The organism is Psychrobacter sp. CX14, assembly GCF_057396205.2.
In genome coordinates this window covers 680710-692636 of record NZ_CM183187.1, presented here as the reverse complement: position 1 = coordinate 692636, position 11927 = coordinate 680710, and the positions used below count along the sequence as shown (strand labels likewise).

The 11927-nt window shown below is 43.3% G+C and carries 11 protein-coding genes and 1 pseudogene; 3 read left to right on the top strand and 9 right to left on the bottom strand.

The features are described from left to right. The 4 genes and pseudogenes from AC2SLO_RS02950 to pilG form a co-directional block, all read right to left on the bottom strand. Positions 1–1059: pseudogene (locus AC2SLO_RS02950) on the bottom strand (methyl-accepting chemotaxis protein); the annotation flags it as partial. A 949-nt stretch (positions 1060–2008) separates the two neighbouring features. Next, positions 2009–2542 carry a chemotaxis protein CheW gene (locus tag AC2SLO_RS02945; protein WP_486543758.1) on the bottom strand — a complete coding sequence of 178 codons (534 nt, stop codon included), beginning with the start codon at positions 2540–2542 and terminating at the stop codon, positions 2009–2011. A 6-nt stretch (positions 2543–2548) separates the two neighbouring features. Next, complete coding sequence (locus AC2SLO_RS02940) at positions 2549–2911, bottom strand: response regulator (protein ID WP_486543757.1); 363 nt, start codon at positions 2909–2911, stop codon at positions 2549–2551. A gap of 11 nt (positions 2912–2922) precedes the next feature. Continuing rightward, the gene (gene pilG, locus AC2SLO_RS02935; protein ID WP_486543756.1) at positions 2923–3309 is read right to left on the bottom strand and encodes a twitching motility response regulator PilG; all 387 of its coding nucleotides are present in this window, start codon (positions 3307–3309) and stop codon (positions 2923–2925) included. A 627-nt stretch (positions 3310–3936) separates the two neighbouring features. Here pilG and AC2SLO_RS02930 point away from each other — a divergent pair. Both AC2SLO_RS02930 and AC2SLO_RS02925 read left to right on the top strand, forming a co-directional pair. Further along, on the top strand, positions 3937–4659 hold the full coding sequence (locus AC2SLO_RS02930; protein ID WP_486543755.1) for a response regulator transcription factor: 723 nt from the start codon (positions 3937–3939) through the stop codon (positions 4657–4659). A 64-nt stretch (positions 4660–4723) separates the two neighbouring features. Continuing rightward, positions 4724–6586, top strand: coding sequence for an ATP-binding protein (locus AC2SLO_RS02925; protein WP_486543754.1), 1863 nt, complete (start codon positions 4724–4726; stop codon positions 6584–6586). A 135-nt stretch (positions 6587–6721) separates the two neighbouring features. Here the strand turns inward: AC2SLO_RS02925 and ccmE are convergent, their stop codons facing one another. The 5 genes from ccmE to ccmA form a co-directional block, all read right to left on the bottom strand. Continuing rightward, positions 6722–7252 (bottom strand): cytochrome c maturation protein CcmE, encoded by a 531-nt coding sequence (gene ccmE, locus AC2SLO_RS02920; RefSeq protein WP_486543781.1) that lies wholly within the window; start codon positions 7250–7252, stop codon positions 6722–6724. A 208-nt stretch (positions 7253–7460) separates the two neighbouring features. Continuing rightward, positions 7461–7664, bottom strand: a complete 204-nt coding sequence (gene ccmD / locus AC2SLO_RS02915; RefSeq protein WP_486543753.1) for a heme exporter protein CcmD — start codon at positions 7662–7664, stop codon at positions 7461–7463. Positions 7665–7776: 112 nt separating this feature from the next. Next, positions 7777–8565, bottom strand: coding sequence for a heme ABC transporter permease CcmC (ccmC, locus tag AC2SLO_RS02910; RefSeq protein ID WP_486543752.1), 789 nt, complete (start codon positions 8563–8565; stop codon positions 7777–7779). Positions 8566–8824: 259 nt separating this feature from the next. Next, positions 8825–9535 (bottom strand): heme exporter protein CcmB, encoded by a 711-nt coding sequence (locus tag AC2SLO_RS02905; RefSeq protein ID WP_486543751.1) that lies wholly within the window; start codon positions 9533–9535, stop codon positions 8825–8827. Then, the gene (gene ccmA / locus AC2SLO_RS02900; protein ID WP_486543750.1) at positions 9535–10311 is read right to left on the bottom strand and encodes a heme ABC exporter ATP-binding protein CcmA; all 777 of its coding nucleotides are present in this window, start codon (positions 10309–10311) and stop codon (positions 9535–9537) included. Before ccmA ends, AC2SLO_RS02905 begins: the two co-directional genes overlap by 1 nt. A 329-nt stretch (positions 10312–10640) precedes the next feature. Between ccmA and AC2SLO_RS02895 the strand changes: the two genes are divergently transcribed. Next, positions 10641–11864 (top strand): type III secretion system chaperone family protein, encoded by a 1224-nt coding sequence (locus AC2SLO_RS02895; RefSeq protein WP_486543749.1) that lies wholly within the window; start codon positions 10641–10643, stop codon positions 11862–11864. Positions 11865–11927 lie beyond the last annotated feature (63 nt).

The window sequence follows — 11927 nt, the reverse complement described above, 5'->3', positions numbered from 1 at the left end:
TTATCCCTTGGCTTTGGCAGAATTCAGGGTGTCAGCCTCGGTTAACTTAAAGCCAGATACAGATTTTTGTAATGACGCTGCCATCTCATTAAGCTCCCCGACGGAACGAGCCGTTGCCGTGGTGCCCGAGGTGGTTTTGGAGGTAATGCTTTGAATCACGCTCATGGTATCCGAAATACTACCTGCGGATGAGGCCTGCATTTTAGCTTCATGAGAGATGCTTTGAATCAAGCTTGCCAAGTTATTAGATACCGATTGCACTTCTTGTAACGCCTCGCCGGCATCTTTGGCCAGTTTTGCACCTTGTACCACTTCGACAGTGGTGCTCTCCATCGACATTACTGCTTCGTTGGTATCGGCCTGAATGGTTTTTACCAAGGCTTCAATCTGTTTGGTTGCATTCGCTGAACGCTCTGCCAGACGCTGAACTTCGTCAGCAACAACGGCGAAACCACGACCGGCCTCTCCCGCCATCGATGCTTGAATGGCAGCATTTAAAGCCAGTACGTTGGTTTGATCCGCAATGTCGTTAATCAGACCAACAATATCACCAATCTCTTGTGATGATTCGCCCAGACGTTTGATTCGCTTAGAGGTTTCTTGAATCTGCTCGCGAATGGTATTCATACCTTCAATCGAGCGCTGTACCACCTCGGCACCATTATGGGCAATGGCGACCGACTGCTGCGCAACCGACTCTGACTGCGCGGCATTTGAAGATACTTGCTCAATTGAGCTCACCATGTGATCAATCGCAGACGATACTTTGGCAATCTCTTTCGACTGCTGCTCGGAGGCATCTGCAAGCTCGGTTGCAGTAAGCTGAGTTTTTTGCGATGAATCAGCAACGTTTGATGCGGTAGTATTAATTGCCTGCACCAGTTGACGTAGCTGATCAATAGCATAGTTTACTGAGTCTGCAATGGCACCGGTAATATCTTCCGTTACAGTGGCATTGGCTGTCAAATCACCATCAGCCAAATCTCCTAACTCATCAAGCAGGCGTAAAATCGCTTGCTGATTGCGCTCGTTCTCTTCTTGAACCGCTTGTGCGCGCTGAAACTCGACATCCATCTCATCGCGCTGACGCAGTGTCTCTTTTTCGATCAATAAGCGCTGCGTATCACGCCCTGCTTGATATAAGCGATATAGTGCATACAACGTACCTAAAAAGCCTAATAAAAACAGCAAGGCAGGAATGATGATATTGTTACGCGCTAAGATATTTCGGTTAATATCCGCTAAGTTGTCCTGCGTCTGGGCCGCAAAGCTACTGACCGTATTGGCTCTATTTTGAAGCGCTTCTGTTGTCGCCGCTTGGTCTTCTGCGTTAGTGTCAGCTGCAACCTGTGCGCTACTATTAATCACAAACTCAATATCAGGCTTAACGGATTGCCACTGCTCACCCAATGCCTGATAGACTGTTTGGTTATCTAAGGCACTATCAGAGGCATCGGCTAACGCTGATTCATAGCCATTGATGTCCTCTGATAATTGCTGATGAGCACGGCTACTAACCGCAGTATCATTAGAAAAAACGGCATCATTTACGTGGCGAACCAGATTGGATGAGGTCACCTCAAGCTGATTGACGCTACTAACGTAACTGGTGACTTTGTTTAAGGTAACCGTCAAGTACAACAAACTAATCAAGCTTAATAAACCAAAGCCAATTAAAATATAAAGCCATTTTTTTTGATTGCCATCGACCGCTGATAGTGACTTGGTGTTTTGAGAGTGATTGGTATTGCGGGCAGGCACATGGGCTGCATTGTTCATTAGGGGCTATCCTTAAGTTAAGTCTTTTTCACGCGTGGTCGCACACGGCATGGATTATTATTAATGTATTATTTGGGTAATGGCTATTGAATATGCCGTGTGGTATGTCATCTGTCCATGATTATTCTACGCCATAATATGCACAGGTCAGTTAATATCCATAGACTGCTCAACATCCAATTGCCTAGTACAAACCACCCTTATCTACAAACACTAGCAACCCGTTTTGCTACAATGCCGCATCTAAGAAACGAGGGTCTTGGGTTAACAAACTGGGCATAAAAATAGGCCAATGCTGCTCGTCTTGAACAAATTGGCCATGATTGTAAGGCAAAAAAGGAGAGTTATTAGGCAGCGTCTTGGCTAGATATTGTTCGGCAGAAAACTTTTTAATATTCCAAACACTGTCCACCAAAATACCGAACAACATGTCTTGCTGATGAACAACCAACACTTTACGGTGCGATAACTGCTGCGCACGGCTGTTTAGATTTAGAAATTTTGCTAAATCAGCCAGCGGCAAGAGCTGACCTCGCACATTGGCAATACCCAATAGCCAGGGTTTGGTCAAAGGAACAGGGGTTAAGGCAGTCGGCATGGCAATAACCTCAGCAATCTCGCCAATGGGCGCAACAAACCGCTCGCCAGCAACTTCAAAGGCCACACCTTGCCAATCTGGATCTCGATTGTCCGCATTACCTGAAAGCCTTGCCTTGGCCATGCTGTCTAAGCGCAGTAACTCTATAAATCCTTTTAAAGCCACAGCGGTTTATCCTATTACTGAATGAATGGTCGTCAATAACTCATCTTCATGTACGGGTTTGGTCAAATAAGCGCGGGCACCTTGACGCTTGCCCCACACTTTATCGGTCTCTTGGTTTTTGGTGCTAATCATCACCACCGGAATATGACTGGTGCTCTCACCACGCGCCACTTGACGGGTCGCTTGAAAGCCATTCATTTCGGGCATGACGATATCCATCAAGATGACATCAGGCAAATGTTCTATGGCCATCTCAACGCCCATTTTGCCATTGGTTGCTTCAATCACCTCGTAGTTATGCTTTTTGAGCAATTCACGAAACCGTGCCATTTCAGATTGCGAATCTTCAACCACTAAAACCTTAGCCATATTATGCTCCGTTATGCTTGTTTCTGATGCTGTCTTAACGCATCGTACAGCTCATCTTTGCTAAATGGCTTGGTGAGATATTCATCTGCGCCCACAATACGGCCTCGTGCTTTATCAAACAGACCGTCTTTGGAGGACAGCATAATAATAGGCGTATCAGCAAAATCAGGATTGTTTTTGACAATGGCACAGGTTTGATAGCCATCAAGGCGGGGCATCATAATATCGATGAAGATAATATCAGGATGATAATCGGCTATTTTTGCCAAGGCTTCGAACCCATCTACTGCTGTTTCTACTTCACAGCCGACTCTTTGTAGCAACATCTCAGCCGTACGGCGGATGGTTTTTGAGTCATCAATGACCATGACCTTTAAGCCGTCAAAACTAATATCCATTCTGATTATCCTGTGTTATAAACGCCTCTAATACACTAAAAAAGCTTTGCTTTTTATTTTCAAGCTTCGCTTTGATATGTCTATAAGTGCAGCAAAAACCAGTGCTATCACTCACAATCTCAAGAGATTGAGCTGAAAATAAGTAGCCCGTATTAAAGACGTTCTATGATTCTTTATAGTGATGCTATTTTTAGCACAAATTAGCTGCTTTTACTACCAATTTCCTAGGTTTAGCGCTCCTAAAACTCTTTAGGTCAAGACAGATAATATATTTATCTAGTCGCTAAATGCTTTTATTTATCGCTTGCTTCTATTATTCGTACTCACTAAACTCAATATTTATAAAAGACAGCCAATACCGCCCTATTAGGTGGGATTGTGTTAACGAATAATGACTCGTGTAACAATAGCGAGGAATAGTAACAATTTGTGTATTGTTAAGATATACCTTTATTAGGCATTATAGATTTAAAATTGGCATACGTATTTACTGTCTGGCGAGTGATTCAAGTCTTAATAATGAATCATAATCAACAGACCATTAGATATTGCCAAACGTATTAGAGCCTTCTACCACTTTTATAACAATTACTTTTATAACATTTGAATATTTTAAGGATAATAACGATGAGCAAACATATTTTATTAATTGAAGATGATCCAGATTTAGCCGAACTAATCAGCGATTACCTCACGATGAATTATTATGAGGTGCACCATGCCCCTACCGGTCAAGAAGGCTTGGATATCTTAGATACAAAAGAACGCGGCATTGATCTGATTATCCTAGATTTAATGCTACCAGATATGGATGGCATGCAAGTATGTCAGAAAATCCGTGGCGGCAAAAACACTCAAACGAATAAAGTGCCTATCGTGATGTTGACCGCTAAAGGCGACACTACAGACCGTGTACTAGGATTAGAGATGGGTGCTGATGATTATATCGCCAAGCCATTTGAGCCGCGCGAGCTGTTAGCACGTATTCGTGCCGTATTGCGTCGCCATGAGCAGCCAAATCAAGCGGATGGTCAGTCTGATAGTCTAACCTTTGGTCGTTTAAGTGTATTCCCAGACAGCCATGAAGTGACAATTGATGACAAACCGGTTCGCTTAACCACCCATCAATTCCAACTTCTACATTACTTTGCCACTCATGCGGGTAAAGTGTTAAACCGTGAACAATTATGGCAAGCGATGCCAAACGATGACAGTTCAGATAATATTGATCGTGCTATTGACGTGCATATATCAAGGTTAAGAGCGCTCATTGAAGATAATCCCCGTCAACCTAAGCGTATTATCACTGTGCGCGGTGTGGGTTATCAATTTGCCACAGACCAAGTGTAATAAATCGACAGTTACTCTTATATAGCCAGTTAATGGGTCCATTTGACTTAAGTTAGAGCTTTTTATGCCTCGGATTGGTTTTAAAACGGTTTTTAGTAAGCTCTTTGCCAGTGTCACTTTGACACTGGTTTTGTTTGCTATTGCTATGATTGCACTCATGAATATGGTGCATGACAATTCAGCCGACGCGCGCTGGGAAGTACTTGCTAAACAAATCGTTAGTCAGGTCGACCCTTTTATTGATGAGCTAGATAATGCTACGACCACAAACGAGCTGTTACAGGCTCGTTTTATGTTGGCCGTTATCAAAAAGAGTTTTGATATCTTTGATGAGTCGTTGCAAGCGAAAATGGGGCTATATGATCGTCAGGGTCATTTATTGATTCAGACAGATGATAGCGACTTACCTAAGACGTTACCTGAAGACCCCTCTTTAATCTCACGTATGCTACCGGCCTTTTTCTCATCTGATAAACTCAATGTGCAGGCAATGAGTGACCGCGGGTATACTTTACTGTATGAGCCACGTAACCCGCCGCAGCGCTCTGAGCTCTGGGCCGTCTTAAACCTATTTACCGGTACCTTATTACTGCTCGGTATAATGTCAGGCGTATTGTGGTGGATTGCCCGTTCTATGACGTGGCGTATTAATCAGATGAGCCGTCAAATGGCTGCACTTGGGGAGGGTAACTTTAGCGTACGTGTCCCTGCCAAAGTGACTAAAGGTACCGATGAAATCGCTAGCTTGGCGAAAGGCTTTAACCAAGCCGCTCAAAAGATAGAGCAATTAATTAATGCCAACAATCTACTGTTGGCTCATGCTTCACATGAACTACGAACCCCGATTACGCGTATTCGTTTACAAATTGAGATGATGGATATGCTCTCAAGCGAGTTGTCTGAAAACACAAAAGCACAATTCCAGAAACGGGCGCAAGCAGTCAATCGTGATTTAACCGGTCTAAATGATTTGGTTGAAAGTATCTTACTTGTCAGTCGTCTCGACGCGGGTCATGCAGCACAGTCTAATGAGAAATTAAATCTATATGATTTAGTCTGTCAAGAATGTCAGCATTATCCTGAAGCCACCCTGTACGGCAAGGCATTGACAATTGAAGGTCAACCGAAGTTGCTGATCCATCTGATTCGTAATCTATTAAATAATGCTCTGATTCATGGCAAGCCGCCTATTGACGTTCATGTCTATGGCGTGGTGAATAAAGCAGATGCTATCTATCCGCCAGAAGGCTTATTTGATTTGGCTGCACCTAGTACCGAAGAAGATATACAAGATGCAGAGCTGGTCGAGAATACAGATAATGGTATAACGACTGATAATATAGCTGAAGATAAAAACTCGATTGCTTCTAATGACCCGATAACAGAGGATGCGATTCATAGTAACTCAGTAGATTTAGGCGTTACCTCAGCTAATAATGATTCAAAGTATGTAGAGTTACTGTCCACCAATGAGCCTGATGCCAAAGTAAATACTGATGATTTCCAGAATGCTAAGAACACGTCATCTGAGGATAAAGGGAACGCGGTAGCTGAGGACAGCTCGAAAGAAAAACCTGCTAAAACGGCTAAAAAAGGGAAGCCTGAAACCAGTAAACTCAACGAAATGGGCTTTGCTAAACGTTTACGTCGTCCAAAGGCTGAGCCTGTGGTCACGCCAAACTATGCGGTAGTATCTGTTATTGACCAAGGCACCGGCATCCCACTAGACAAGCGTAAAGAGATCTTTAGTCCCTTTGTGCGCTTACAGCAGAAGAATAAAGGATCAGGCTTGGGACTGTCATTGGTTGCACAGATTGTAGAAGCGCATCAAGGCACTATCCGCACTGATACTTATAATGGGCATACGCGCTTTATCGTTGTCCTACCTATCGACGCCAAGTCTCCTACCCAAAAAGAAAAGGGTTAAACCAAGCCCATCAGTAGATGATGCTTAGGTTAACCCTTTTTTACTATCAAATTATTACCTTGGTTTAGACGCTCAATATCCATTATCTTAATAGACGTAATCTAAACCACGCTTTTTTTAATATCTCGTCATACTCTACTCTTTTTCTAACGTTTGAGTCATATGATTGCCCTGCTCTGTATTATTTTTAACTGGAATAGCCGGACTAAATTGTTCTGAGTCTGGCGTAACACCGCGCTCTGCATGCTCTTCTTTGAGTGAAGCAGCTACTTCCGGCGGCATATAGTTCTCATCATGCTTAGCCAATACTTCACTGGCAACAAACACATCGCCTTGCATCTTACCGGTGGCAACCACGCCAGAGTTTTCTGCAAATAAATCCGGTAAAATTCCTTGATAGCTGACAGGCACACTGGCATTAAAGTCAGTGATAGCAAATTGCACTTTTAACTCGTTATTTGGATCACGCTTCACGCTGTCTTTGACCACCATACCACCAGCACGAATACGTTTATTCTGCGGTGCTTCGCCAGCCGCAATTGCGGTAGGGTCGAAATAATAATCTGTCTGTTGACCGATGGCGTAAATCACCAGAACGACAGCGATAATTGCACCGAATAATGTCGCGGCGACCCAAATTAACTTCTTACGGCGTACAGCATTCATAAGATTGCCTTTCATAACCTAAAGTATCCCATCAGCATAGCCGCTAATAAGACACCAATAATGTGTGAGTGAAGAAAATCTCTCTTCGGCTTAACGAAACCTTATTATTAGTCTCTTTAATGCTAAATACATGTCTCTAATATTCAATTTCGGCATCGCATAATATGCTTATCACGATGCCATCTTTCTTTGTTCTTACACAATAATGTTATCTGTTTTGAGAGCCGCGTTTGCGCTGCTGCTGACGGGCATTTTGTATCTTAAGCTCCTTTAACAATCGGCGACGCTGATTCAAGCTATAAAATATCAGACCAAGAATAACGAGCACGGTAATGCCCCAACTACTCCAAACATACGGGCCATGTTCACCCATCGTTAAGAACTCTTGAAAGCTATAAAAATAAGGGTGCACTCTGCTCTCCTTTTAATTGCTGATAATCCAAACGCAGTCTTTTGTGCTTTGCTATTCCTAACCTATATTATGAGGCTATATTTATTACTATCCCTCAACAAAGAAACAGAGACTATTTGGACAAACGTACATACTCTTTGACCCAAGCCTTATTTTGATCACGGCGTAAAATCAATGTATTGGTACGATAGATAGCCAATGCGGCTACCAATAAATAAGTGCCTAGCATCATCATTAATAATGGCATTAACATATCAAGAGACATTTTAGGAGCATCAGTAACGGTAATGGTGGCGCCCTGATGCAGCGTATTCCACCAATTTACTGAGTATTTGATAATCGGCAAGTTAACGGCGCCGACCACAGACAAAATAGCAGCGGCTTTACCTCGGTTCGGGGTGTGTTCAAAAGCGGCAAATAATGCCATCACACCGGCGTATAAAAAGGCCAAAATAAGCATTGAGGTCAAACGCGCATCCCACACCCAAAAGGTGCCCCAAGTTGGCTTAGCCCAAATTGAGCCGGTCAGCAGACTTAATACACACAATGTGAAGCCGATAGGTGCAATCGCTTGTGCCACTAAATTGGCCGTTTTAATTCGCCATACCAAAAAGATAACGCCAAGTACCGCCATCGCAAAATAAATCGATAGCGCAATACCCGCAGCCGGCACATGAATAAAAATAATACGGTAACTGTTGCCTTGTAGATAATCAGGCGGCGCAAACGCCAAGCCCCAAATACCACCGACAACCAATAAAATAGTCGCCAAACCTGCCAACCACTTTACCCATGGCGCAAAGATACGGAAAAACTCTCGCGTGCCAACAGTGGCCAAAAAACCTTGCCAAAGACGTGAGAAAAATCCTGAGTTCTGAGGTGATGATTTAGTATTTGGCATAATAAGACGACCTTGTAAGCCACGGTGAGTTCGACTAAAGACAGATACTATAAAGGAAATCATCCCCTTTATAATTCTATATCACGATGCGTTTATTTATTTCAACAGCCAACTAATCATTCATCATCCCATTGGTATGAGACCGTACTTTCTATGACGCTGGCTTATAAAAAATATCTTGATGCTAGCAAATATTAAGTGACGTATAGATAACCTAATAAGAATCTTCCTATTATAGCAAAGATTGGTCTGATTTAAGCTAATTAAGCCACGCCATCTTTAAGGTCATGGCGATAACCCAAGGCATGACAATCACTGAAATAATACTACCTGCGGCAAGTAGCGCAAGAATCGGTAGTCCATTAAGACCTGTAGCATATAGGTCGACAGCACCGGTGGCAAAAATAAGCACTGGTAACTGCATTGGTAATGCGATGAGTGGTACTAATACTGCACCATTTTTAAGCGATAGTGTCAAACTACTGGCAATTGCCGATAACATCAGCAACATCGGGCTACCGACCAGAATTGAGACCAATAACGCTGTTGCCTCACCCCATGACAGCCCAAACAAGGGCACAGCAAGCAAGCTTAGCAAAGCGACTAAGCCACTGCTGAATACCCAGTGAATCGTCAAGCGTATCAGTACCCAAATAGGTATTGAAGTTCTTGAGACGATTAATTGGGCTAGTGTCCCGTTATCCATAGCGGGTTTAAATAGTCCGTCAACGCCCATGACTAAAGATAATAAAGCAGCAATCCACACCGCAGGAACACCCAAACGCTGTAATAATTGTGGTTCACTGCCCACCGCTAATGGAAACAGGGTGATGATTACCAAAAACAACACTAGCGGATATAGCCATTGTACTGCGCCTTGTTGTTTAACCTGCCATTCGCGGCGCCACAGCTGACGAGTACCAATGCCTGTATGGTCAGAATTTTGAGCATGGGATACAGATTCAGACATCAGTGTGCCCCCTTACTATCCGCAGAATTATCATCATCATTCGCATTAATAGCAGACTCGTAATAGATGCCGTTATCCTCATCTTCATCTTCATCTTCAAAATCATCAGGCTGATATTCAGGCAAATAATTCGATAGATTAAGGATTTTATTGGCCACATCAACATGTTGGTGACTGGTCATCAATACCGCACCCCCAGAGGCCACAAACGACTGTAGCCGCTCTTGAAGACGCGCCACCATACTCACATCTAATGCAGTAAACGGCTCATCAAGTAGCCATAAAGGCGTCTGCTCTGGGGTCATAAGATATAAACGAGCCAACGTAATGCGCCGTGTTTGCCCTGCAGACAGCTGATTGCTACCCATATTCTCAAAACCTGCTAAATCGACCCATTCGAGTGCAGCATCAATCTCTTGATCAGTTGGACGAACACCATACAGATTTAATAAAAAAGACAGGTTTTGTTTTACGGTTAAATTAGGATGGATACCTAATTGATGCGACACATATAGCGGTGCAATGGGAAGTTGCGGCTCACTCAAATACATCACTTTGCCATCAAGTAGCGGCAATAAGCCGGCCAATTGCATTAGCAAAGTAGTTTTACCGGTCCCATTTGCACCTATTAAATGGCATATCTCGCCGTGCTGCAAAGACAAGTTCACCCCGACGCACAGCGGGAAGTCGCCTCGCTGTACGGTCAAATTCTGTAACCCTAAAATGGATGACGGATTGCTCGGTGTCATGGTTCGCAGTGTCTCAAAAGAAGGCATTAACTGGATTACCCGTGGAAAATTACGTTACCACAGCCAAACTCACAGGCTCGATCTGTTGGCATAATGGATGGATTAGCAATATCGGAGTGACTGACATTGATTATAGATACATATTGGCTCATTATTTATAACAGCTAAGGCGTTAAGGCATTGCAATCAGCAAGATTAGCCGTCATATATGAAGTGATATACGAATAAAATACAAAAACAGCATCCTATAACAATAGGGGCTTATCGTATTTACACTTATTTTGAACACTATGTCTAATAATGACTATAGCATAGTATATCAAACCCCGACCCATAACTAACCTATTGTCCTTACTATGAGCTCACAAAATAAACTGTCTTTTTGGCAACGTATCAAAAATCTACTTTTAACAGAAAATAAGACAGGCAGCGCGAACGTCTCTCAAAACGAGGACTATTCACAGTCTTCAAAAGACATGTCTGGACAATCGACTACTGACTCTCATAACGCCTCTGAATCTCATTCAAAATCATTAAGGCAACCCGTAGATAAACACGGCTCACACCCTTACTCTAGCAAGGCCAATACTGACGTCACTACTCATCAGCAAGCGCTATCTGGCGCTAATGTAGAGTCCAGCGACAACCGTAATAATAGCGATGAGAATGGAGCGTTTGGGCGTAGAGCATCTACAGAAACTGCACCTCAGCATTCGCTTGAGAAAGAGTCTGATTATCACAACGCAGAGCGTAAACAGTCAAAATTCATTACGCTATCAAACCTTGATGATGCGGACACCATGAAACAGCGCAGCAGCACCTATCGTAACTCGGACAAGCCAATTACTGATGCTATTCTAGACTTCTTAGAGGCCAGTGACTTAAGTTATTATTATCATGACCCTGAGCAAAGCACTGCCAATCGGGATAGCGCTAATAATGAATCTAAAACAGCCGATAGTGATGCTCAAAACACTCAGAATAATACAGATACTGATGCGCCAAATACTGATGACTCTCGTTCTAATCCAGAGCAGCCACCACATAAAAGCAAAGTGCATCATATCTCGATGGCGATGCGTTACTATAGCGAAAACAGTATTAACGAGCAGGCCTATATGGATGACAGCCTAGATGATATTGCTTCATCTCAGCCCGAAGACTTGGAATGGGGCTGCGTTATTCGGGTCCATGAGCACACTCAACTTGTCGCTATGTACGGTATATTACCGTTTCAACTGCCTGCGTCGCACCTACAAGCTGGGATAACCCTAGCAACTCAGCTCAATTACGACATGATGCTTGGCTGTGTCGAAATTGACATTCGGGATGGTGAGATTCGCTTCAAGAATTCCTTGGATATGGAGCCGATTATCAATGCCAGCGGCGGTATCGTTCCTCCGACGATTATCAGTTATCTACTTAAGGGCATCATGGCGATGACCTCGTCCTTTGCACCCTTGTTTACTGATTTACTTAATAGTGACCCTGAAGCCTTTGAGCTACAAAGCATTCTCGATGAGCTGCATAAAGCCAAAGCAAATAACACCTTCTTTTTAGCAACTACTACGCCGCAGTAGCCTTAATCATGGCTATCGCTGTGCTTATCCATTTTGACTGACTGAAACCAGACTTTTAATGAT

Excerpts from the sequence above, each read along its gene's own strand:
- AC2SLO_RS02940 (WP_486543757.1), bottom strand. The coding sequence starts at position 2,911 with ATGGCTAAGGTTTTAGTGGTTGAAGATTCGCAATCTGAAATGGCACGG.
- pilG (WP_486543756.1), bottom strand. The coding sequence starts at position 3,309 with ATGGATATTAGTTTTGACGGCTTAAAGGTCATGGTCATTGATGACTCA.
- AC2SLO_RS02930 (WP_486543755.1), top strand. The coding sequence starts at position 3,937 with ATGAGCAAACATATTTTATTAATTGAAGATGATCCAGATTTAGCCGAA.
- AC2SLO_RS02925 (WP_486543754.1), top strand. The coding sequence starts at position 4,724 with ATGCCTCGGATTGGTTTTAAAACGGTTTTTAGTAAGCTCTTTGCCAGT.
- ccmE (WP_486543781.1), bottom strand. The coding sequence starts at position 7,252 with ATGAATGCTGTACGCCGTAAGAAGTTAATTTGGGTCGCCGCGACATTA.
- ccmC (WP_486543752.1), bottom strand. The coding sequence starts at position 8,565 with ATGCCAAATACTAAATCATCACCTCAGAACTCAGGATTTTTCTCACGT.
- AC2SLO_RS02905 (WP_486543751.1), bottom strand. The coding sequence starts at position 9,535 with ATGTCTGAATCTGTATCCCATGCTCAAAATTCTGACCATACAGGCATT.
- ccmA (WP_486543750.1), bottom strand. The coding sequence starts at position 10,311 with ATGCCTTCTTTTGAGACACTGCGAACCATGACACCGAGCAATCCGTCA.
- AC2SLO_RS02895 (WP_486543749.1), top strand. The coding sequence starts at position 10,641 with ATGAGCTCACAAAATAAACTGTCTTTTTGGCAACGTATCAAAAATCTA.